Annotated in this window: 22 protein-coding genes and 1 pseudogene; 13 read left to right on the top strand and 10 right to left on the bottom strand. The window is 65.4% G+C overall.

All coding sequences use genetic code 11. The features are described from left to right. Positions 1-22 precede the first annotated feature (22 nt). From C1H69_RS02090 to C1H69_RS02100, 3 genes are all read left to right on the top strand, one after another. Positions 23-925, top strand: coding sequence for a LysR family transcriptional regulator (locus tag C1H69_RS02090; RefSeq protein ID WP_102651766.1), 903 nt, complete (start codon positions 23-25; stop codon positions 923-925). Positions 926-1,024: 99 nt separating this feature from the next. Further along, positions 1,025-1,408 carry a DoxX family protein gene (locus C1H69_RS02095; RefSeq protein ID WP_102651767.1) on the top strand — a complete coding sequence of 128 codons (384 nt, stop codon included), beginning with the start codon at positions 1,025-1,027 and terminating at the stop codon, positions 1,406-1,408. A gap of 72 nt (positions 1,409-1,480) precedes the next feature. Beyond that, positions 1,481-2,218, top strand: coding sequence for a dioxygenase family protein (locus C1H69_RS02100; RefSeq protein ID WP_102651768.1), 738 nt, complete (start codon positions 1,481-1,483; stop codon positions 2,216-2,218). A gap of 37 nt (positions 2,219-2,255) precedes the next feature. On the opposite strand, the gene gloA is transcribed toward C1H69_RS02100, so the two are convergent. Continuing rightward, positions 2,256-2,804: a lactoylglutathione lyase gene (gloA, locus tag C1H69_RS02105; protein WP_102651769.1), complete on the bottom strand. Its 549-nt coding sequence runs from the start codon at positions 2,802-2,804 to the stop codon at positions 2,256-2,258. Positions 2,805-3,065: 261 nt separating this feature from the next. On the opposite strand from gloA, the gene C1H69_RS02110 reads away from it, so the two are divergent. The 5 genes from C1H69_RS02110 (at position 3,066) to thiE (ending at position 7,379) form a co-directional block, all read left to right on the top strand. Beyond that, entirely contained in the window at positions 3,066-3,566 is a 501-nt protein-coding gene (locus C1H69_RS02110) for a C40 family peptidase (RefSeq protein WP_102651770.1), read from the top strand. Positions 3,567-3,667: 101 nt separating this feature from the next. After that, positions 3,668-4,336, top strand: a complete 669-nt coding sequence (locus tag C1H69_RS02115; RefSeq protein WP_102651771.1) for a response regulator — start codon at positions 3,668-3,670, stop codon at positions 4,334-4,336. After that, a complete protein-coding gene (locus C1H69_RS02120; RefSeq protein WP_102651772.1) occupies positions 4,333-5,733 on the top strand; it encodes an ATP-binding protein in 1,401 nt (466 codons plus the stop codon). The genes C1H69_RS02115 and C1H69_RS02120 overlap by 4 nt, the downstream gene beginning before the upstream one ends. 88 nt (positions 5,734-5,821) lie before the next feature. Next, positions 5,822-6,676: a glycosyltransferase family 32 protein gene (locus C1H69_RS02125; RefSeq protein ID WP_240609779.1), complete on the top strand. Its 855-nt coding sequence runs from the start codon at positions 5,822-5,824 to the stop codon at positions 6,674-6,676. 88 nt (positions 6,677-6,764) lie between these two features. Then, the gene (gene thiE / locus C1H69_RS02130; RefSeq protein ID WP_102651773.1) at positions 6,765-7,379 is read left to right on the top strand and encodes a thiamine phosphate synthase; all 615 of its coding nucleotides are present in this window, start codon (positions 6,765-6,767) and stop codon (positions 7,377-7,379) included. Here thiE and C1H69_RS02135 read toward each other — a convergent pair. The 6 genes from C1H69_RS02135 to C1H69_RS02160 all read right to left on the bottom strand — a co-directional run bounded on the left by C1H69_RS02135 (position 7,369) and on the right by C1H69_RS02160 (position 13,865). Beyond that, the gene (locus C1H69_RS02135) at positions 7,369-8,244 is read right to left on the bottom strand and encodes a DMT family transporter (RefSeq protein WP_102651774.1); all 876 of its coding nucleotides are present in this window, start codon (positions 8,242-8,244) and stop codon (positions 7,369-7,371) included. The two genes, thiE and C1H69_RS02135, sit on opposite strands and share 11 nt — an antisense overlap. 135 nt (positions 8,245-8,379) lie before the next feature. Then, complete coding sequence (locus tag C1H69_RS02140; RefSeq protein WP_102651775.1) at positions 8,380-9,705, bottom strand: D-alanyl-D-alanine carboxypeptidase; 1,326 nt, start codon at positions 9,703-9,705, stop codon at positions 8,380-8,382. A 204-nt stretch (positions 9,706-9,909) separates the two neighbouring features. Beyond that, a complete protein-coding gene (locus tag C1H69_RS02145) occupies positions 9,910-10,722 on the bottom strand; it encodes an ABC transporter ATP-binding protein (protein WP_205738389.1) in 813 nt (270 codons plus the stop codon). After that, complete coding sequence (locus tag C1H69_RS02150) at positions 10,719-11,828, bottom strand: FecCD family ABC transporter permease (protein WP_422666872.1); 1,110 nt, start codon at positions 11,826-11,828, stop codon at positions 10,719-10,721. Before C1H69_RS02150 ends, C1H69_RS02145 begins: the two co-directional genes overlap by 4 nt. Positions 11,829-11,871: 43 nt before the next feature. Next, complete coding sequence (locus C1H69_RS02155) at positions 11,872-12,918, bottom strand: FecCD family ABC transporter permease (protein WP_240609780.1); 1,047 nt, start codon at positions 12,916-12,918, stop codon at positions 11,872-11,874. Further along, entirely contained in the window at positions 12,918-13,865 is a 948-nt protein-coding gene (locus tag C1H69_RS02160) for an ABC transporter substrate-binding protein (RefSeq protein WP_422666873.1), read from the bottom strand. The genes C1H69_RS02155 and C1H69_RS02160 overlap by 1 nt, the downstream gene beginning before the upstream one ends. Positions 13,866-14,064: 199 nt before the next feature. Between C1H69_RS02160 and C1H69_RS02165 the strand changes: the two genes are divergently transcribed. Continuing rightward, on the top strand, positions 14,065-15,018 hold the full coding sequence (locus tag C1H69_RS02165) for a LysR family transcriptional regulator (RefSeq protein WP_102651777.1): 954 nt from the start codon (positions 14,065-14,067) through the stop codon (positions 15,016-15,018). A gap of 139 nt (positions 15,019-15,157) precedes the next feature. Further along, the gene (locus C1H69_RS02170; protein ID WP_102651778.1) at positions 15,158-17,371 is read left to right on the top strand and encodes a TonB-dependent receptor domain-containing protein; all 2,214 of its coding nucleotides are present in this window, start codon (positions 15,158-15,160) and stop codon (positions 17,369-17,371) included. A 66-nt stretch (positions 17,372-17,437) separates the two neighbouring features. On the opposite strand, the gene C1H69_RS23235 is transcribed toward C1H69_RS02170, so the two are convergent. After that, positions 17,438-17,665 carry a hypothetical protein gene (locus C1H69_RS23235; RefSeq protein ID WP_133154949.1) on the bottom strand — a complete coding sequence of 76 codons (228 nt, stop codon included), beginning with the start codon at positions 17,663-17,665 and terminating at the stop codon, positions 17,438-17,440. Positions 17,666-17,685: 20 nt separating this feature from the next. On the opposite strand from C1H69_RS23235, the gene C1H69_RS02175 reads away from it, so the two are divergent. The 3 genes and pseudogenes from C1H69_RS02175 to C1H69_RS02185 all read left to right on the top strand — a co-directional run. Next, positions 17,686-18,615, top strand: a complete 930-nt coding sequence (locus C1H69_RS02175) for a heme/hemin ABC transporter substrate-binding protein (protein ID WP_102651779.1) — start codon at positions 17,686-17,688, stop codon at positions 18,613-18,615. Beyond that, positions 18,612-19,676, top strand: a complete 1,065-nt coding sequence (locus C1H69_RS02180; RefSeq protein ID WP_205738390.1) for a FecCD family ABC transporter permease — start codon at positions 18,612-18,614, stop codon at positions 19,674-19,676. The genes C1H69_RS02175 and C1H69_RS02180 overlap by 4 nt, the downstream gene beginning before the upstream one ends. Positions 19,677-19,701: 25 nt before the next feature. After that, positions 19,702-20,457 (top strand): annotated as a pseudogene (locus C1H69_RS02185) (ATP-binding cassette domain-containing protein); the annotation flags it as partial. Positions 20,458-20,475: 18 nt separating this feature from the next. On the opposite strand, the gene C1H69_RS02190 reads toward C1H69_RS02185, so the two are convergent. Continuing rightward, positions 20,476-21,525 carry an ABC transporter ATP-binding protein gene (locus C1H69_RS02190; RefSeq protein WP_102651781.1) on the bottom strand — a complete coding sequence of 350 codons (1,050 nt, stop codon included), beginning with the start codon at positions 21,523-21,525 and terminating at the stop codon, positions 20,476-20,478. Then, positions 21,515-22,543: an ABC transporter ATP-binding protein gene (locus C1H69_RS02195; RefSeq protein ID WP_102651782.1), complete on the bottom strand. Its 1,029-nt coding sequence runs from the start codon at positions 22,541-22,543 to the stop codon at positions 21,515-21,517. The genes C1H69_RS02190 and C1H69_RS02195 overlap by 11 nt, the downstream gene beginning before the upstream one ends. Between the last annotated feature and the right edge of the window lie 28 nt (positions 22,544-22,571).

A 22,571-nucleotide genomic window follows, 5' to 3' on the forward strand; every position in this document is an offset into this window, starting at 1 on the left:
TCCGACATGCCCGGGAGTACGAATGAACCTGCTGGACGCCATGACCGCCTTCGTCCGGGTCGCCGAACTCGGCAGCTACACCCGGGCCGCCGAGACGCTGGATCTCTCACGCACACGGGTGTCGCGACTGATCATGGAACTGGAGGAGCATCTGCAGGTGCGCCTGCTGCAGCGGACTACCCGCCGCCTCCATCTGACCGAGGCTGGCGAGCGCTACCTGGCCCGCGCCCAGGGTATCCTGCAGGCGCTGGAAGACGCCGAAAGCGAAGTCGGGACCGGTGCCACCGAGATGCGCGGCCGGCTGCGGGTCAACGGGCCCATGTCCTTCGGCACCCGCCACCTCTCACCGCTGATGACCCGCTTCATGACGGAACATCCGGCGCTGCAGGTGCGGCTCGACCTCAACGACCGCCGCGTCGACCTGCTGGAGGAAGGCTATGACCTGGCGATCCGTATCGGCGCCCTGCCCGACTCGAGCCTGGTCGCCCGTCGCCTGACCCGTTGCCGACTGCTGCTCTGCGCCTCGCCCGGCTACCTGGCCGAGCACGGCAGGCCACAGCGCCTTGCCGACCTGGCCGGGCACCGGTGCCTGCGCTACCGCATCGGCGGAGGCAGCAGCACGTGGCAGCTTGGCGGCAACCGCCTCAGCGTGCAGGGTCCATTGGATAGCAACAATGGCGACGTCATCACCCAGGCCGCCGAAGCCGGCCTGGGCATCGCCCACCAGCCCAGCTTCCTGGTCACCGACAGCATCCGTAGCGGGCGCCTGGTTCCCCTGCTGACCGACACACCACCGGTAATCCTCGATATTCACGGGCTCTATTCCGCCCGCCGCCACCTGCCGGCCAAGGTGAGTCGACTGCTCGACTTCCTGGCCACTGCCTGGGGGGAGCCACCGGTCTGGGAGCGCGAACTGGGATTGTAGCGAATTGCGCAACAATGATGTCTTCAGTTAGCAGATTATCCCGCCCCCATGGCGACGTAGAGTGGCCCCATACCCACTGACACCCTACGGATACATCCCATGCAAGCCTATGCCATCACCCTGCTTCGCCTTTCCCTCGGCCTCATGACCCTGGCCCACGGACTACTCAAGGTGTTCGTCTTCACCATTCCCGGCACCGTCGGCTACTTCGAATCCCTCGGCCTGCCCGGCTTTCTGGCCTACCTGACCATCCTGGCGGAAGTCGGTGGCGGCCTGGCACTGCTCCTCGGCATCTACACGCGCTGGGTGAGCCTGGCCCTGGTGCCGGTGCTGCTCGGCGCCGCCTGGGTCCACCTGGGCTACGGCTGGGTGTTCTCCAACCCGGGCGGCGGCTGGGAATTCCCGGTCTTCTGGGCCATCGTCCTGCTGGTGCAGGCCGGCCTGGGAAGCGGTAACCTGACGCTAAGCCGCCGCTTCGCCTGATACATCGCCACCCCCATTGATCGCGCGCCGACCGGGTGACTGGCCGGTGCCGACCGTCAACGGAGACCTGCCATGCAGCCCAGTCTATTCATCTCCCACGGCTCCCCGATGCTGGCCCTGACGCCGGGGCCCGCCCATGACTTCCTGCGTGAGCTGGGGCGGGAGTTCCGCCCCGATGCCATCGTCGTCGTCTCGGCCCACTGGACCACCCGCCAACTGGCGGTCAGCACCAGTGCCCGACCCGAGACCATTCACGACTTCGGCGGCTTTCCCCAGGCGCTGTTCGACTGCCAGTACCCCGCCCCCGGCGACCCCGAGCTGGCCCAGCGGCTGGCCGGGAAGCTGAATGCCATACCCACGGAACGCGGCCTCGACCATGGCGCCTGGGTACCGCTCTCGCTGATGTTCCCGGATGCCGACATTCCGGTCGTCTCGCTGTCGCTGCCGGTCGAGTGGTCGAACCATCAACTGGTCGAGCTGGGCGGGAAGCTGGCCGGGCTACGCAGGGAGGGCGTGCTGGTCATCGGCTCGGGCAGCCTGACGCACAACCTGGCCGAGCTTCAGGCCCGGCAGGCCCCGACCCCAGAGTGGGTCATCGAATTCGCCGACTGGGTTCACTTTCGCCTCGAGGCCAATGATCGCGACGCCCTGCAAGAGTGGGAGCAGGCGCCACAGGCCAGGCGCAACCACCCCACGCCGGAACACTTCCAGCCGCTGCTGGTGGCCATGGGCGCCGGGGGGCCGGCCAGGCGGCTGCATCACAGCGTGGAGCACGGAGTGCTGGCCATGGACGTCTATGCCTTCGGCTGAGTGTCGCGGGGTGAGGCACTGCGAAGAGCGTTGACGTTCATTTATCCAGCGGTGTCTCTCCCAGCCCGGCCAGCCGGTCGGCCTGGACCACCTCGATCCAGTAGCCATCCACATCCTTGACGAAGACGACGTCCTTCATCTTGCCCTGATCCGAACGCTTGATGAACTCGACACCATTGGCATCGAACCAGGCCTCGGCGGCATCGAGATGCGGTACCGAGAAGCAGATATGGCCGAAGCCCTGCGGCTCGGCATTGCCATCGTGATAGGCAAAGTCGTCCTGGGCCTCGGTGCCCCAGTTATGGGTCAGCTCCAGCAGACCCTTCTGGCTGAAGGTCCAGACGGTCCGTTCGCCCGCCTCCTCCGGCACCGGCTCCCCCTCTTCCAACCTGGCGAGGAAGTAGAGCGAGAAGCCCAGCTCCTCGAAATCGAGGCGGCGCAGCACACTCATGCCGAAGACACGGGTATAGAACGCCAGCGACTTTTCAGGATCCTTCACCCGCAACATGGTGTGGTTGAGCCGGAATCCCAGAGAATCCGCCGTGGGTGCCTGCACCCCGGGATGCTGCTCTCCCTTGAAGCTCATGGTCTCTCCTTCATCACTGAGTCGTCGTAGGGAAGATAATGATGTCCCCCCCGCCATATTTCCAGCCTGTCGGCGTAAGCGACCACCCGCCCCCTGCCCGAACGGGCAACCAGCGAGATGCCATGACCTGCCGAGGAGAATGGCCTGGCCCACGGCACGCGTTCGCCGATTCTCGCCAAGCACGTCCGGTTCGGGCTAAAGTAGGAAACAGGATTCTCGAAGAGTAACAGGACGATGCGGCGAGCGGCGTGGTTCGAACCAATGGCAGCACCTGGATTCACGAGGTCGCTCCATGGCCAGGGGCGGCTGGTCGTCCTGTTGCTGGCCCTGGTACTGCTGGCCGGCTGTGCCAGCCGGGACCTGGCGACCCATGACCCGGGGCCCGATGAAGGTCTCTCCATCGAGAGAGCCCTGATCCTGGCAACCGCCGAGGGGGCCCTGGGGACCCCCTACCGCTTCGGCGGCAACACCCCGGAAGGGCTCGACTGCTCCGGGCTCGTCGAGCTCTCCTACCGCGCCGCCGGGATACCGGTGCCTCGCACGGCCGACGATCAGTTCCGCGAGCTCCCCGAAGCCCGCCAGGCGCGCCCGGGCGACCTCCTCTTCTTTGGCGACCGCCGCAAGGCCACCCATGTCGGTATCTATCGGGGCAATGGCCAGATGATCCATGCCCCGGGCAGCGGCCGCAAGGTGACCAGCGTGCCACTGCACGTGGCCTACTGGCAGGATCGCTACCTGGGCGCCGCCAGCCCCGCACCCTGAACCATACCGATGGGATGGCGGCCCCGGTAGCGGGTGGGCGATACGGGCTCCGCGAGGAGGTACACTGCCCGTTGATCCGACCGAAGGAGTGTCCCTGGCCCATGCGCATCTTGCTGGTGGAGGACGACCCCAGCCTGGCGGCGGGAATCCGCCTGGCCTTGAAACCCGAGCACTACACCGTGGACGTGCTCACCGACGGCCCCACGGCGCTCGCTGCCCTCAAGGGGGGCGAGCCGTTGGGTGCGGTGATCCTCGACCTGGGCCTGCCAGGACTCGATGGCATGCGAGTGCTGGAGGCGACGCGACGCCATGGCAACCGGGTACCGGTGCTGGTGCTGACCGCCCGGGACGGCGTCGAGGATCGCATCGCCGGGCTCGACGCCGGCGCCGATGACTATCTGATCAAGCCCTTCGAGGTGGCCGAGCTCAAGGCGCGGCTGCGTGCCCTGTTGCGCCGCAGCCTTCGCCAGGCCAGCAGCGTGCTCGAGGTGCGCGGCGTGCGCCTCGACCCCGTTGGCCGCAGCGTCAGCTACCGGAACGAGCCCGTGGCACTCACACGACGCGAATTCACCCTACTGCAGGAGTTCCTCGGCCACCCGGGGCGGGTCTTCACCCGCGATACCCTGGCCCGGCTGGTCTACGGCTGGGACGAGGACGTGGAGAGCAACGCCATCGAGGTGCATGTGCACCACCTGCGCCGCAAGCTCTTTCCCGAGCTGATCCGCACCCTGCGCGGCATCGGCTATGTGATGGATGACAGTGCCCCGTGATATCGATCCGTCGCCGCACCATGAGCGTCGTGCTGCTGGTCTTCGGCCTGAGCATGCTGCTGCTGGGCATCACCAGCTACCGAGACGCTGCCCGCGAGGTCGAGGAACTGTTCGATGCGCGCCTGGCGCAGAACGCTCGAGTGCTCGAGGGTTTGATGCAGGCGCCCCTGGCCGCCGAGGAGCGCCTCGCGCTGCTCTCCAGCCTCGACAGCGCCCTGCAGCGTGCCGAGCAGGCCGACCAGCGCATCGCCGGGCATCGCTACGAGAGCAAGCTGGCCTTCCAGATCTGGGAGGGCGATACCCTGCTGTTGCGCTCGGCCAGTGCCCCCGACATGCCGCTCACGCTCCTGTCACAGGGCTACACTGACGCCCAGATGGAGGGGCACGACTGGCGGGTCTATGCCCTGAACACTCCGGGAGAGCCGCTCCGGGTCCTGGTCGGGGAGCGCGAGGATGTTCGCGGCGAGCTGGTGAACCTCATCGCCCTGCGCACCCTGACACCCGATCTGCTGGGGCTACCGATATTGGCCCTGCTGCTGTGGTGGGCCATCGGCTGGGGGCTGCGGCCGCTGTCGCGCATGGCCGAGCTGATCCGCAGCCGCGACCCGCACAACCTGCAGCCGCTTCTCCTGTACCCGATGCCTCGTGAGCTGGAAACCATCTCCGGCGCCCTGAACCGCCTGCTCGAACGCATTCGCACGCTGCGCATCCGCGAGAAGCGCTTCATCGCCGATGCCGCCCATGAGTTGCGCACCCCGCTGGCCGTCCTCGACCTGCACGCGCAAAACGCGCTGGCGGCCGAGGATCCGGCAGATCGCCGCGAGGCCCTGGACCAGCTGCGTGTGGGCGTCGCCCGGTCGACCCATCTGATCACCCAGTTGCTGACGCTCGCCCGCCTGGATCCCGAGCATGACAACAGCGCGGCCCGACGCGAGATCGATCTGCTCAAGGAGGTGCGCGAGGCGCTTGCCGAGCTCTCGCCGCTGGCCAGCAGACGCCACCTGGAGTTGCAACTGGATGCCGACGACGCCACCGACTGGCGGCTGGTGGCCGAGCCCGGTGCCATCGATACCCTGATCCAGAACCTTGTCGGCAACGCCTTGCAGCACTCCCCCGAGGGCACGGTGATCCGGGTGACCCTGGCCGCCGATGCAGAGCAGCTGACCCTGCGGGTCGACGACCAGGGGCCCGGCATCCCGACAGCGCAGCGCGAGCAGGCGATCGAGCGTTTCCAGCGTGCCGGTCCAGGCGCCGGCACGGGGCTGGGGCTCTCGATCGTCGACCGGCTGCTGCAGCGCCACGGCGGCCGCCTGGCGCTGGAGGAAGCCCCGGGAGGCGGTTTGAGCGCCAGGGTGTCACTGCCCCGAGACCGTCATCTTTCCTTAAGCGTTTCTTAAGAGACTTCGCCTAGCGTGGAGGGAACGGCAGGCCAGCCATGCGTGCCTGGCCTGCTGCCTGTTCACCCCCGACTCGACAGGACACGCCGTGAAGCCTCTGCATAAACTACTGGCCAGCCGCCTGATCAAGCTGCTGGGCAACCTGATGAAGATGTCGTGCTACGCCTTTCACTTCGTCTTCCCCGATACGCGCTTCACCCTGCCCGAGCACGCAGCCCCCTTGATCCGCCCCCGCGGGACGACCGCCATCCCCCGCATCGTCTGGCAAACCAACTTCACCAACCGGGTGACCTTGCCCGTCTACCTGAACTATCTGTTCAACCGTCTGGCAGCTCCCACCTTCGAGTATCGCTTCATGGTCACCGAAGCCAGGGCCGATTTCATCGCCGCCCACTATCCCGAGGAGATCCAGCGGAGTTATTCGCGACTGCAGATCGGCGCCGCCCAGGCGGACTTCTGGCGGGTGCTCGTACTGCAGCGGCATGGCGGCGTCTACCTGGACATCGACGCCCACCTTGTCTGGCCCCTGGGCCTGACGCTCGGCAGCAATCGCTCTTCGCTGTTCATCCGGACCAAACGCGGCGATCTGAGCAACTACTTCATTGCCAGCCAGCCGGCCACTCCCCAACTGGCGGCAGTGATCCAGGCGGTGAACACCAATATCGAGGAGAACACGATCAAGGGCGTCTTCGACATGACGGGCCCGGGCGTCTTCAACCGGGTCCTGGGCGTCCACGGCGTGGACAGCGTGCTCTACCGCTACGCCTGTACCCAGGGCAGCTTCACCAACGAGTACTTCCAGTACATCGACAAGCCGCAGGGGAAGTGGACCCACGAGCAGAACCGCGTCGATGTGGTCCGCAAGGACAGCACCCGGACAGGTAAGGAAGGCTCCATGCATGGAAGGGCGATCCCCTTGGTCCCACGGGCAGTGCACGAGTGACGACAGGCACCCGGGATACGGGATAGGACCGCCAAGCTTTACATGGCCGAGGCCGGCGTGGATAGTGTGCCCATGCTGGAGATAAACGATGCGAATTGACCTGTCGCTCTACCTGGTGACCGACCCCGGGCTGTGCGCCCGCCATGGGCTGGTGGAAACCGTGGTCGCCGCCGTACGCGGCGGCGTCACACTGGTCCAACTGCGTGACAAGCACGCCAGCGACGACGAATTGATCGACCAGGCACGGCGCCTCGGGCTGGCACTCGCGGGAAGCGGTGTTCCGCTGATCATCAATGACAGGTTGAACGTGGCGCTGGCCAGCAACGCCGATGGCCTGCACGTGGGGCAGGATGATGGCGATGCGGCAGCCGCTCGCCAGGCCCTGGGCGAACGGGCCATCATCGGGCTCTCGGTCCAGAATCACGAACAGATGGCGCGCCTGGACCCGGGCCCGCTCGACTATCTCGGGCTGGGGCCGGTATTCGCCACGACGACCAAACGGAATCATGCCCGGCCGCTGGGCTTCGACGGTCTGGCCGCGCTGGTGGCCGCAAGCCCCTTGCCCGCGGTCGCCATCGGCGGCCTGCAGGCGGAACACGGGGACCAGGTGCGTGCGGCCGGCGCGCAGGGCCCGGCGGTGATATCGGCGATCTGCGGCCAGGCCGATCCCGAAGCGGCTGCCAGGGCCTTCTTCAGGAAGTAGGCCGGCGCTTCAGGGTCGTGCGGCGGTCGTGATAGGCGATCAACAATCCACTGCCGATGATCAGCGTGCTGCCCACGAAGACCCACGGATCGGGCATTTCTCCCCAGAACCACCAGCCGAGCAGCACCGCCCACAGCATGGCGGTGTAGTCGAAGGGGGCCGCAATGGCCGCCGGTGCGAAACGAAACGCCAGGGTGATGAACGCCGTCGCGCCCACGCCGATGATCCCGGCGCCGAGAAAGCCCAGCCAGTGCCAGGGGTGGGGGGTCTGCCAGACCCATGGCAGGGTTATCGTGGTGATGACCAGCGGCACCAGGGTCATGTAGAACACCATCGCCCAGAGGTGCTCCCGGGCACCGTAGCGGCGCGCGGTTATCATCATCAGCGCGTAGAAGGCCGCCGCCGCCAACAGCGCCAGCGCCCCCGGGTGAAAGGCATCGCCCCCCGGCCGCACCACCACCAGCACCCCCGCGAAACCCAGCAGGGAAGCCACCATCACCGGGCGGTCGATCTTTTCGCCGAGTAGCGGCACCGACAGCAGCGTCACGAACAGCGGCGCCACGAAAGCGATGGCCGTGGCCTCGGCCAGCGGCAGCAGCGTCAACCCAAGCACGAAGAAGAACATGGTTCCGGTATAGATCAGGCCACGCACCAGATGCACGACCGGCCGGCGGGTACGCAGCTTGCGCAGGCCGCCACCGAAATACGCCAGCAGCGCGATCAACGGCAGCGATACCAGGGCGCGGAAGAAGATGATCTGCAGCGGAGAATGCACCTCCCCGAGCCACTTGGCGATGGCATCGCCAAGCGCCAGGCACAGCACACCCGCACACATGAACAGAATGCCCTTCAACGACGGCGACATGGCGACCTCTCCTTCTGGTGGCCCCAGGCGGGCCCCAAAAAACCACCCCGCCGACCGGGAAGGGTCGACGGGGCTGATGGTTACCAACCTAATAGCTTGTGGCGGTGGCGGCAAGTGCTAGCGGATGCGGGCGCCTCAGTAGTGCGCGACCACCATGCAGTCCATGCCCCGCTCCTTCAGGCTCCGGCAGGCGGTATGGGCGTCGTTTTCCTGCATGTCGACCAGCCTGGCGCGGAACACGCGCTGCTCACCGTGGGACTCGGCGACCGCGACACGCACGTCCCGCATCTGGCTCGCCAGCTGGTCGGCGGCGCGTGACGCCAAACTGCGGGCCTGGTCGGCATCGTTGAACGCACCGACCTGCACGGCCCAGGTGCCACTTGGCTGCGGCGAATCGGCCCGTGCGATCAGGTCGCGGATCGGATCGTCCGCGGAGCCCATCTCGGCCCCCATCTCGGACTGGAAGGTGGCACGCGGCCCGGTGCCGGCCCCGCTCGTCCGCAGGGCGTCGTTCGATGACACGCTTGGCGGCGCCGAAGCCAGCTGCATGTCAGGAGCCGGCGAGGTGGGCTGGGCAGCCGGCAGGTCCATGTTGTCGCCGAAGACGTCGGCCTGGGCGATCCAGTCGCCCCGCTGCAACATGGAAAGCCGCGCATAGCCGCGATCGAGCAGGTCGGTCATATGGGTGTCACGCGACGCGGCGGTGAAGCCCCCCATGACGACGGAAACGACGCGGCGGTTATCGCGGATCGCCGACGTGGCCACGTTGAAGCCGGAGGCACGAATGAACCCGGTCTTCAGACCATCGGCACCGGGATAATTGCGCACCAAGCGATTGTGGCTGGTATGCGTCGTGCCACGGTGGGTAAAACTCTGGGTCGAGAAATAATGGTAGTACTGCGGAAAGTCCTGCATCAAACGAACCGAGAGCGTCGCCATGTCCCGGGCCGTGGTGACCTGCTCGTTGTTCGGCAGGCCAGACGCGTTGCGGAACACCGTAGCCGGCATGCCCAGGTCGCGGGCCCGGCGGGTCATCATGTCGGCGAACTGGCGTTCACTACCGCCCAGGGCTTCGGCCACCACAACGGCCACATCGTTGGCGGAGCGCACCACCAGCGCCAGAATGGCGTCTTCCACGGTGATGCTGCCGCCTGCGGGAAGCCATAGCTTGGAGGCCGGCATCGCCGCTGCCTGGGCCGACACGGACAGCGGCTGATGCAGACGCATGCTGCCATCCTCGATCGCCTCGAACAGCAGGTAAAGCGTCATCATCTTGGTCAAGGATGCCGGGTAGCGGGTGGCATCCGCGTTGGCGGCATGCAAGACATCACCGCTCTCGACGTCGATCACAATGGCCGCATAGCGGGGATTGGCCTGGGCGCTCTTGGCGATCAACAGTAACAGACAACTAAGCAGCACAAAGACGGCCACACCGAAATAGTGTCGGTAGGAGGAGCTCATGGTGGACACCTCTAGGTTCCCTTGATTATTCCCTGCGGCCCATCTTATACGGCAGGCCTTGCCCCAGTATGGACATGAATCGCCCGTTTTACAGCCGAAATAACGGTGTTTATTAGTGGTATACCAATATTGAATCGCGTCACTTCGTCGAAACGCGATACACCGCTGGGCGTTGCTGACCGGATGCGCGGCAAGCCTGGGCCTTCAGGCCGAGGAAGGATGGGCCCGCCGTATGTTGCCCAGCAGGGGCGCGCCGGTATCCGGGTCGATGATCAGGGTACAGTCGATTCCATAGAGATGACGCACCAGGTCGGTGGTGACCACCTGGTTCGGGGGGCCAGCGGCAACGATCCTGCCACCCTGCAGCGCCAGCAGATGGTCGGCATAGCGGCAGGCACTGGAGAGATCATGAAGCACCATCACCACGGTGCGTCCGCCGCCGGCCAGGCGCCGAACCAGCTCGAAGACTTCGATCTGGTGGCCCAGGTCCAGTGCGGAGGTGGGTTCATCGAGCAATAGCAATGGCGTCTGCTGTGCAATGGTCATGGCAATCCACGCCCGCTGCCGCTGCCCTCCGGAGAGGGCGTCCAACGGCCGCTCGGCCAGGTCTTCGAGATCCGCCGCCGCCAGCGCGTCATGCACGGCTTGGCGATCGTCCGCCGACCATTGGCTCAACCAGCCCTGGTGCGGCTGACGCCCGAAGCGGATCAGGTCCATCACCGTCAGCCCTTCGGGCGCCGACGCCTGCTGAGGCAGCAGCGCCAGTTGCCGCGCCAGGGTACGCGCCGGCAGTCGCTGTATGTCGTCGCCATTGAGCAGCACACTGCCGGCGCCAGGCACGTGCAGGCGCGCCAGCCCCGCGAGCAGCGTCGACTTGCCGCAGCCGTTGGGGCCGACGATGGCCGTGACACGGCCAGGCGGCAATGTCATGTCCAGCGTATCGATCACCGGTGTGCGGCCATAGGCCAGGCTCAGTGCCCGCGCTTCCAGCTCGGCCAGGTTGGCATAATGGTTCATACGAGATTCCTCGAGGCGGGACGCAGCAGAATCCACAGCAGCCATGGTCCGCCCACCACGGCCGTGACGATGCCTACCGGCAGTTCGATCGGTGCCAACAGCACCCTCCCGACGAGGTCGGAAAGCACCATCACCAGTGCCCCCGCCAGCGCCGAGCCGATGATCGGTACGCCACGCCGCGACGACAGCGAGCGCGCGATTTCCGGACCGATCAGCCCCACCATCCCAACCGGCCCGGCCACGGCCACGGCCAGGCCGGTCAGCAGCACCGACACCGTCAGCACCTGCCAGCGGCGGCGTTGAATGACGATGCCCAGCCCCTGGGCGACCGCATCGCTGAAACGCATCAACGACAGCGAGCGCGACAGCCACATGGCGAGCAACAGGCCGATGGCCAGCCCCACCGCCAATACCACCATGGCATTCGCTGGCCGGGCATTGAGCGTACCGATGGTCCATGGATAGGCGGCGTTGGCGGTATCGATGCCCACCCGCGCCAGCAGCAACTGGGTGATCGCACCGAACACCGCACCGACACCGATGCCGGCGACGATGAAGCGATAGCCACGCGTTCCGCCCCCCACGGCGAGGCCGAAGGTGATGGCCGCCGCGGTCGCCGCCCCCATCAACGCCATCGCCGGCGGCGCCAGGGAGACGCTGATGCCGACCACGGAAGCCACGGCGAACGCCGTGGCACCGTTGTCGATCCCGATGATGCCGGGTGTGGCGAGACGATTGCGGGCCAGGGTCTGCATCAGGCAGCCGGCCACGGCGAACGCGGCACCGGTCAGCCAGGCCGCGGTCAGGCGTGGCAGGCGCAGCTCGTGGACCATGAAAGCGGCCACCATATCGCCTTCCCCCCGCAGCACCGCCAGCAGTTCGAGCGGCCCGAGAACCACACTGCCCACCGCCAGATACATCAGCGAGGACAGCAGCAGAACCACCGTCAGCAGCAGGTTGGCGATCACGCTACGGCGTTCGACCAACACGCTGGCCCAGCGCGGTTCGGCGACCGGCCAGCGCCACGCCAGTCGCCAGCTCCCCGGCGGCGCCGGAACACGCACCTCGTCCGAGAGCTGGGGTATATCGAGAGTCCTGTCGTGCAACGTTCGACTCCTGAAGGAGAGATGGCTCATGGTGTCGGACATGTCATAGCGTCGGCATGCGTCGTGCGCGCACCACGGCGACCAGAACCGGCGCACCGCAGATCGCGGTCAGCACGCCCAGCGGCATTTCGGAAGGCGCCACCAGCAGGCGTGAGAGAACGTCGGCCGACACGACCATCAGCGGCCCCAGCGGCACGCACAGCCATAACGCCCGGCGAATGTCCGGCCCGGCCAGTGCCCGGGCCGCGAAGGGCACGACCAAACCCACGAAGGCGATAGGCCCGGCAATGGCGGTCGCCGCACCGACCAGCAACGACACCGCCAGAATCACCAGCAGGCGGACACGGGCGGGACGATGTCCCAAGCCGGAGGCGACACGCTCCCCCAGTGCCAATGCCGCCAATGGACGCGCGATGGCCAGCACGATGACGCCGGCCACCAGCAAGCTGGGCAGTACCGCGATGAGGTCGTCGATACGCCGCCCGGACAGACTGCCGATCACCCAGAAGCGGATCTCGTCGGCGGCACGCTGGTCGAACAGCAACAGCAGGGAGGTAAACGATGCCAACAGGGCGGAAAACGCCGCGCCGGCCAGCACCAGCCGAATGGGATCGCTACCCACCCCCCGCATCCGCACCACACTGAGAACGCACAGGCAGCCTACCAATGCCCCCAGCTGTGCCGCCGATACCCGCAGCGTGGCGGCACTGGCGCCCAACAGCAGCGCCAGCGCCACGGCGAAGGCGCTGCCTGCGCTGACACCCAGCAAGCCCGGTTCGGCCAGCGGATTGCGTGTCATCGCCTGCAGTAGCGCGCCGGACACCCCCAGTGCCACCCCCACCGCAATGCCGATCAGGGTGCGCGGCAAACGCAACGAACCGACCACGAAACGCGCCTCGGCGTCACCGCCGCCAAGCAGTACCGCAATAGCCCGGCCAGGGCCGACCTCGCCGGCCCCCAACAGCACACTTGCCAAGCCTGCCAGCAATACCAGCAGGCTCAAGACGATGAACGGTCGCGCCACGCCTTGCGGACGACGCCAACGCCACGCGGGCAGGCACTCCGCTATACGCATCAGGGCAATGCGCATCAGGGCAGCAGCGCGGCTTCGAGCTGGTCGAGAATCGCCTGGGCCGCCAGGGGGCCGGAAGCACTGCTCCACAGCTGGCCATCCACCGGAATCACCCGCTCGTTCTGCACCACGTTCAGCCTATCGAACGCCGGTGACCGACGAGCGGCATCCAGTGCTTCCCGGCCCTCTTCGTTGAGCGTGGCCAGAAACAGCCAGTCACGATCCACCTGCGACAGGTTCTCCAGGCTCAGCGGGTCGCTGTGCCCCGCTCCCTCGCGCACCAGCCCACTATCGTTCACCTCGAGGCCGGCGGCATCGAGCAGCCCTGACGCGAAGATCTGCGTCGACATCACCATCGGCCCCTGGGGCATCCAACGCACCAGGACGACATCATTGTCCACCTCGTGCTCGGCCAGGGCACTGGCCAGTTCGGCTGCCCGGGCCTCGACGTCGGCAATCGCCGCCTCCACCTCTTCCTCACGATCGAGAGCCTGGGCAAACAGCCGCGCCTCGTCTTTCCAGGCATCGGGGGAGAACCCATCCGTCGCGGGCACCACGGTGGGTGCGATACGCGACAGCAGCGCATACTGCTCACTGCTGATCAGCGGCGTTGCCAGGATCAAGTCGGGGCGCTGCATCAACACCGCCTCGATATTGATCTCACGCACCACACCGACAATGGCGATGTCATCGAGGTAATCGTCCAGGTAACGCGCCACGCCGTCGCCACCGCGCGTGGTCACGGCCCCCACGGGTGTCACCCCCGCCGCCAGTGCGGTATCCAGCGCGCCTTCATAGAGGGTCACGACCCGCCTGGCCTCGCCATTCAGGGTTACCTCGCCAAAGGCCGTTTCGAGGGTGCGAGCCTGGGCCGAAGCCAGTGGGAGGCAGAGGATCATGGCTATCGCCATGAATGCCGTCAATCGATGCAGAATGGACACGGTCGGTGCCAGGTAGAGCGGCATGTCGGCATGCTCCTTACACGTTGCGAAACAACAAACGACAATGATTATCACAATCGTTATCGCGTCACACCACGCAACATACCGTTGCCGAATACGCAACGGCCAAAGACTTGACACCAGCCACAACGAGAATCATTTACATTCATTGATCCAGATGGGAAACTGAGTTCTCCTACTCGAACCAACGGCCGCTTTCGCCATGTACGATCTCGCCGAATTGACCTCATTCGTACACGTCATGCAATCCGGCAGCCTGACCCGTAGCGCCCAGGAACTCGGTCTGGCCAAGTCGACGCTGAGCCGGCGTATCGCCCAGTTGGAAAACCAGCTGGGCCAGCCGCTGCTGCGGCGCCAGTCCAATCGCCTCCTGCCCACCGAGGCAGGCCAGCTCTTCTACGGCTACTGCCAGCAGATCATCGAGCTCGCCGAGCAGGGCCAGCACGCCCTGGACGAACTGCGCCAGGAGGTCAGTGGCGAGCTGGTGGTGGCCACTCACAACGCCCTGGCCCGCAGCTGGCTGTGCGATCAGTTGATGGTTTTCATGGCCGATCACCCCGGTATCCGCCTGACATTGCAGACCCGGCAGCACCCACCGCTCGACACCGACAGCCAGGCCGTCTTCCTGTGGCTGGGTGAGGTACCCAAGACGGTCCTGCGCCAGGAAACCCTGGCCTGGCTCGGCCGTGGCCTCTACGCCCACCCCGATCACCTGGCACGGTGCGGCGCTCCCGCCCATCCCAAGGAATTGGCCCGGCATGCCTGGGTCGATCTGCTCGGGGACACGGAGCATGGCCTGGTGCTGCACCACCCCGACGAAGGGGAATATTTCTTCCAGCCGCCCGACTCCCGTTTCCAGGTCGACCAGCATGTCCTGCATGGCGATGCCATCGCCCACGGACAAGGCATGGGCATCATGCCCCACTGGCTGGCTGCCAGGCGCGAAGCCTTCCACCCCGGGTCACTGCAACGCTGCCTGCCCGAGTGGAGCGCACCACCGGTGCCGGTGACGCTGCTTCATGCCTATGGCCACCGGCCTCGCAAGGTCACGGCTCTGCTGTGCCATTTACGTCAGAACCTGCCTGGGGAGTGGCGGAACCAGCCACCGCGGCTTCAGAGCGACATTTTCCGACACCCGAAAATGGCAACGGCTTGAGTCGCCGCCAGGGTGTTGCCGATTACGCAACGCAATGTTGCCCTCGATTACCCTGACTCGAGGGAACTTTTCTGAATAGAATCACCATGCATTTGATAATCCGTCTCATTATCAACGTAACCATTGCACAGGTGATCCCATGCTTTACCCTCGCCGTACCGCCCTGGCCCTTGCGGTTGCCGCTGCAACGACCACTTTTGCCGCCCATGCCCAGGATGCCGCCCGCCTCGACAGCATCGTCGTGACCGCCGGTGGCTTCGAGCAGGCACTCAGAGAAGCACCGGCCAGCATCTCGGTGGTGACCCGCGAGGAGCTGGAACAACAGCGTTTCTCCAATATCGCCGAGGCTATCGCCAATGTACCTGGCGTCGATGTGCGCTCCGGCGTCGGCAAGACCGGCGGTCTCAATGTCGAAATTCGCGGCATGCCCAGCGCCTATACGCTGATTCTGATCGATGGCCGTCGCCAGAATGCCGCGTCCGATGTGACACCCAATGGCTTCGGCGAGACTTCCACAAGCTTCATGCCACCGCTATCGGCTATCGAGCGTATCGAGGTCATTCGCGGCCCGATGTCGACCCTCTATGGCTCCGATGCCATGGGTGGGGTCATCAATATCATCACCCGTCCGGTCAGCGATACCTGGGCCGGCAACGTCTCCGTCGATACCACCTTCCAGGAAGATCGCACCGCCAGCAACTCGCAGAACCTCAATCTCTATGCATCAGGCCCTTTGGTCGAGGACACCCTGGGCCTGCAACTGCGCGGCCGCCTGTTCGATCGCGACTCATCGGATCGCTTGATCGAAGGCGCCTCCGGTCGCGACCCGCGTCCCGGCGAAGCGCGCATCTACTCCATTGGCGGACGCCTGACCCTGACCCCGGACGACACCAACGAATTCTGGCTGGATGCCGAGCGCGCCCGTCAGTGGTACGACAATGCTGATGGCCGCCTAGGCAATGTAGATGGCACAAATCCAGACAACCCAGGTCAAACTTACGGCTACGAAGAATGGATGCGCTTCAATCGCGACCAGGTGGCGATTGGTCATACCAGCCGCTTTGATCTCGGCACTTGGGACTCCAGCTTGATGTATCATGAGACGGAGACTCTGGGCCGTACGATTCCACACCCCGATACCCCTCCCAGTACAAATAACCCCGAAGGTAACCCTGGCCCTCCCGGTACACCGCATCCGCAACTGCCTCACTCACCGATCATCCGCTCGGAGCGTGTACTGGAAAACATCCAGACGGTATTCGATACCAAGTTCACCGCCCCGGTCGGCGATCACATGCTTACCATCGGTGGCCAGTACCTGGATGCCGAGCTCACCGATGGCATTGCGCCAGACAGCTATGACGAGTCTCAATGGGCACTGTTCATCGAAAATGAATGGTGGATGCGTGACGACCTGGCGCTGACCCTGGGCGGCCGTTTCGAGGACCACGATGCCTTCGGCAGCCATTTCACCCCACGCGGCTATCTGGTATGGAACGCTGATGCCTCCTGGACGTTCAAGGGTGGGGTGAGCCAGGGTTATAAGACTCCGACCCTCAACCAGTTGCGGGATGGTATCAACCAGATTACCGGCCAAGGCGCGGCACTACAGATCGGTAACCCGGACTTGCAACCAGAAGAAAGTACCAACTACGAAATTGGTGCCATTTACGACAATCTCGCGGGCTTCTCTGCAGGCATTACACTATTCCATACTGACTTCGAGGATCGTATCGTAACCGCTGACCAGCGCGTTGTATCAGGCCATCCCACCATACCGGACGGCACGTACAACCAGGCAGTCAATGTCAGTGAGGCGGAAACCCAGGGTCTCGAACTGGAAACTCGCTACCGCTTCGCTCCCGACTGGGAAGTGCGTGGGGGCTATACCTACACCGACACCGAAATCACTTCCGAAGATGGCCAAGGACTGGTATTGAGCAATGCGCCTAAGCACAAATTTACCGCCAGCCTGTCTTGGGATATCACCGATCGTTGGACCACCAGTCTGGATGGTGAATATTACTCTTCCCGTGAGCGCTTCCCAGGTGGAGTTCCGCAACCGGGCGGAAACCCCACCAACCAGCAAAACTATGCTCTATATCAACAGGTTGGCAACAAACTTGACAGCTATGAGCTGTTCCATCTGCGCTCATCTTACCAGCTATCGGATAATGTGCGCCTAACCGGTACTATCTGGAACCTGTTCGACAAGGACTTCGGCAAGGCAACCACCTACGAATTCAATGGAGAGACTCACGCAGCATATCATTACTCTCAAACCGCTCAGTCTACTAACGGGACTTACCTCGACCGCCGCAGCCTCTGGCTCTCGGCCAGCTACGAGTTCTAAGCGATAGCCACCAGCGCTCTCGATCGTTTGCCCCGGCTTCTGCCGGGGTTTTTTCATCGTTGGGAATCAGTTGGCGAGCGCCACCGGCTCGATGGGGTTGACGCAGCGCGCCTGATCGAGATCGACGGCGGCATAGATGCCACCCAGGGTGGCGGGGTCCTCGAGCACTGCCGCCGTCAGCGCGGCAAGGTCAGCATGGTGGATGAAGCCGTGCATGGCGGGATCGAGGCTGAGAATGCCCCGCCCTTGGGGTTTGGCCTTGACATGACAAACAGTAATGATAATTCTTATCATTTTGCATCGAGGAGGTGATCATGCCCGTCCGTCGACCTTGGCCGTCACAGCGCGTGGCCTTCAGAGCCACCTCTCTTCGGCGCTTCTTGTTGCGGGGGCTTCTGGTGATCGCCATGTCGTGTCTGGCAGTCGTACCTGCCAGCGCGGCAAAACGGATCGTCATCGCTGGCGGAGACCTCACCGAGATTGCCTTCGCGCTCGGTGCGGGCCAGCGCGTGGTCGGTGTCGATACCACCTCCACTTATCCGGCAACCGTCGGTGAGCTGCCCAGCATCGGCTATGTCCGCACGCTTTCGCCCGAGGGCGTGCTGTCACTGCGCCCCGAGCAGGTGCTGGCCAGCCATTTCGCAGGCCCGGAAGCGACGCTGAGCCGGCTTCGCGCCGCCGGCGTCAGCGTTCTGCAGGCACCCGCTCCACGGGGCGGGGCAGCGGACAGCGTGCCCGCCAAGATTCGTTTCGTCGGTGAGGCATTGGGCCAGGAAGCGGCGGCCGAGCGGCTGGTCTCGACCTTCGAAGCCGAGCTGGCAGAGGTAAGGGAACACACGGCGGCCTACACGGACGGTCCACGCGTCCTGTTCGTTCTGTCAGCGGAAAGCGGCCCGATGATCATCGGGGGAAAAGGCTCCGTTGCCGAGGCGATGATCCGCATGGCAGGTGGCGAACCGCTGACGGGCGGCGTCACCGGCTATCGGCCGCTGTCCCTGGAGGCCGTGATGGCCCTTCAGCCGGATATCGTGCTGATGATGGCGGAGCAACTGGAAAACCGTTCGAAAGAGTCGGTCCTGCAGAGGCCGGATCTCCGCGAGACTCCCGCTGGACGCCAGGGCCGCCTGGTTGCCATGGAGGGCATGCTGCTGCTCGGCTATGGCCCGCGCACCCCCTTCGCCATCGGCAAACTGCATGAGGCGCTGCGCGCCAGCATGGCAACGGCAGAGAACGAGGGGCCATGACAGTGGCGGCGATGTTGAAGACCGTTCCACTGCGCGGGCTCTCACGCCAACACCTGACATTGGCGGCGCTAGCCGTACTGACGTCGATATTGATGCTATCGGGGCTGATGCTGGGGCCGGTGTCAATCGGCGGCGCTCAGCTGTGGGCCGTACTGGGCGGTCGAGGGGAGCCTCTGGATGCCAGCATCATCTGGCAGATTCGCCTGCCACGGCTGGTGCTGGGCCTGGCGGTGGGCATGGCGCTTGCCCTGTCGGGCAGTGCTCTGCAGGGCGTGCTGCGCAACCCGCTGGCCGACCCCGGGCTGATCGGCATCACGGCAGGCGCCTCCATTGGCGCGGTGACCGCTATCGTGCTTGGCGACCTGATAACGCCTGAACTGCCGACGCTGGTGCAAAGCTTCCTGCTGCCACTGGCAGCCTTCCTCGGCAGTTCCCTTGCCATGGCATGCGTCTTCACCCTGGCCCGACAGGGAGGTGAAACCTCGGTGGCGATGCTGATCCTGATCGGCATCGCCATCAACACCATCGCCGGTGCGCTGATCGGCGTTCTGGTCTATGTCGCCGATGACCAGGCGCTGCGCGACCTCACATTCTGGAGCATGGGCGGCCTGGGGCATGCCGGCTGGCCGGTGGTACTGGTTGCTCTGGGGGTCACACTGGCGGTGATTCCCGTTTTCTGGTCACAGGCTCGCGGACTCGACCTGTTTCAGCTCGGCGAGCGCCAGGCCTTTCACGCCGGACTGGACGTCGAACACAGCAAGCGCCGTCTGGCGATTTCAGCGGCACTCTGCGTCGGAGCCGTAACGGCAGCCGCCGGCCCCATCGGCTTCATCGGACTGGTGGCTCCCCACCTGGCGCGGCTGCTGATCGGACACGAGCACCGCTGGATGCTCCCTGCCGCCGCGCTGCTGGGCGTCAGCCTGGTACTGGCCGCCGACCTCGCCGTGCGCCTGGCCATTCCGCCACAGGAACCACCCATCGGCATCGCCACCAGCCTTATCGGCGGCCCCTTCTTCCTCTGGCTGCTGACGCGCCGAATGGGGAGCATCGCCCGTGCTTGAAGCCAAGGCCCTGACGCTGATAAAAAGCGGCCGTTGCCTGCTCGACAAGGTCAATCTGACGCTACGTCGCGGGGAATTCATTGCCGTGCTTGGCCCCAACGGCGCCGGCAAATCCACGCTGATGCACTGCCTGAGCGGCGCCGAGAGAGGCACCGGTGAAGTGACGATGGATCATCGGTGTCCATCCACGATCAGCGCCGCCGAGCTCGCCATCAAGCGTGCGGTACTCGAGCAGGCGCCGCGTGTCAGCGCTCCATTCAGCGTCGATGCCCTGGTACGACTGGGAGTGCCCCGTGAACTGACCGCCTCGGCCACCGACGAGGTCAGCGAACGAGCCATCGAGCTGCTCGATCTCGGCACACTACGCCGGCGGCCAGTGCTAAGCCTTTCCGGCGGTGAACAGCACCGCACCCAGATGGCTCGCGTCATGGCACAGCTGTGGGCCGGGCAACTGCTGGGCGGCGGGCGCTATCTGCTGATCGATGAGCCGACGGCAAGCCTCGATCTGCACCATCAGATCACGGTGCTCAAGGCGGCCCGACAGGCCGCCCTGGAGGGCGTCGGCGTGCTGGCCATCCTTCACGACCTCAGCCTGGCGGCGAGCGTGGCCGACAGGCTGCTGCTGCTCAAGCAGGGGCGCGTGGTGGCTGACGGCACGCCGCACGAGACATTGACCCGCGAGAGGCTCAGCGAACTCTACGGCCTGCCGGTGATGGTGCACGAGTCGGAGGGCACCCTGACGGTGACCCCGCACTACGCCGCCTGCTGGTCGGACACCTGACATCTCGGCAGGCGCCTCTCACTCGATGCGCCCTTCCTCCACTCCATGGCAGGCCACTTCACTGCCGTCAACGCGGGCGATCAAGGCCGGCACTTCGGCCTTGCAGCGCTCGTTGGCATGAGGACAGCGCGGATGGAAGGCGCAGCCCGGGGGCGGATGCACCGGGTTGGGCACCTCCCCCTGGATCACACTGCGCTCCTTGCCGCCCCCTTCCAGCGACGGCACGGCGGCCAGCAGCATCTTCGAGTAGGGATGATGCGGTGTGGCAAAGAGCTGATCGGCCGGAGCAATCTCGGCGATACGCCCCAGGTACATCACCGCGATACGGTCAGCCATGTGCTTGACCACCGCCATGTCATGGCTGATGAACAGATACGTCAGGCCGTACTCATCCTGCAGGTCGCGCATCAGATTGAGGATCTGGGCCTGGACCGAGACATCCAGCGCCGAGGTGGGCTCGTCGCAGATCATGAATTCCGGCTCATTGGCGAGCGCGCGGGCAATCGAGATGCGCTGACGCTGCCCGCCGGAAAATTCATGGGGGTAGCGGTTGGCATCCATTGGCGACATGCCCACCTGCTCGAGCAGCTCGCCCACCCGCTGACGGCGGGCGGCACCGCTCATCTCGGGGCGGAAGAAGCGCAGCGGCTCGCCGATGATGGTACCCACTCGCCACAGCGGATTGAGGCTGGCGTACGGGTCCTGGAAGATCATCTGGAAGCGCTTGCGCACCGCCGCGGCCTGGCGGCCGGTACGCCCAGCCAGGTCGCTGATGTCCTCGCCATCGAAGGTCAACGTGCCACGGGTCAGGCCATAGAGACCGACCACCAGGCGCGCCACCGTGGACTTTCCACAGCCGGACTCCCCCACCAGCGCCATGGTTTCGCCGCGGCGAATGGCAAAGCTCACCCCGTCCACCGCCTTGAGTGACAGTTTTTCGCTACGTTCCAGCACCCGGTTGAGCCAGGGCTTGGAGACATCGAAGTAGCGCGCCAGGTCGCGGGCCTCCAGCAGGACGTCTCCGTCGGCCGGAGCCGGCGCTTGCCTGATCGCCGTATCAGCGCACATGGGCGTCCTCCTTTCTTCCATTCTCGTCCAGCCGCGGGAGCGGGTCGACCGGGTCATGCAGCCAGCAGGCGGCCCGACCGGCACCGGCCGGCATCAGGTCGGGGCGCACGACGCGGCAGCGCTCCTGGGCATGAGGACAGCGTGGATTGAAGGCACAGCCCGAGGGAATCGCCACCAGCCTCGGCATGGAGCCCTCGATCTGGTAGAGCCGATCGAGGCTCTTCTCGATACCCGGAATCGAGGCCATCAGGCCCCGGGTATAGGGATGCTGGGGATTGCGGATCACCTCGTCGACCGGGCCGATCTCGATCAGCCGCCCGGCGTACATCACCGCCACGCGATCGGCCGTCTCGGCGATGACGCCCATGTCGTGGGTCACCAGCATCACGGCGGTACCGTGTTCGGCACACAGCCGCTTGAGCAGGGCAAGGATCTGCGCCTGCACCGAGACGTCCAGGGCCGTGGTCGGCTCGTCGGCGATGATGAACTCCGGCTGCGCGGCCAGCGCCAGGGCGATCACCACCCGCTGGCGCATGCCGCCGGAGAACTGGTGGGGATAGCTGTTCAGACGCTCTTCCGCCGCGGGTATGCCCACCTCCCGCAACAGCTCCAGGGCCCGTACGCGTGCCTGCTTCTCGTTCATCGGCAGATGCGTGCGAATCGTCTCGATCAGCTGGCCCCCGATCGAGAACAGCGGATTGAGGCTGGTCAGCGGGTCCTGGAAGATCATGCCGATGTGCCTGCCGCGCAGCGGCACGAAGTCGTCCTCCGCCAGATCGTCGATGCGCCGCCCCGAGAGACGGACCTCGCCGCCGGCGACATGGCCCGGCGGCTCCAGCAGCTGGATCACGGCATTGCCGGTCATCGACTTGCCCGCACCGGACTCGCCCACCACGCCCAGCACCTCGCCAGGCGCGATATCGAAGGACACGTCGTCCAATGCCACCAGCGTGCCATGACGGGTGGGGAACTCCACCCGCAAATGGCGTACGCTGAGCACCGGCTCATCCTGGGACATGGCGCCATCGGGCTCGTGGCCCGGAGGA

Origin of the sequence: Billgrantia endophytica, assembly GCF_002879615.1 — a bacterium.
In the GTDB taxonomy this organism is placed as follows: Bacteria; Pseudomonadota; Gammaproteobacteria; order Pseudomonadales; family Halomonadaceae; genus Halomonas; species Halomonas endophytica.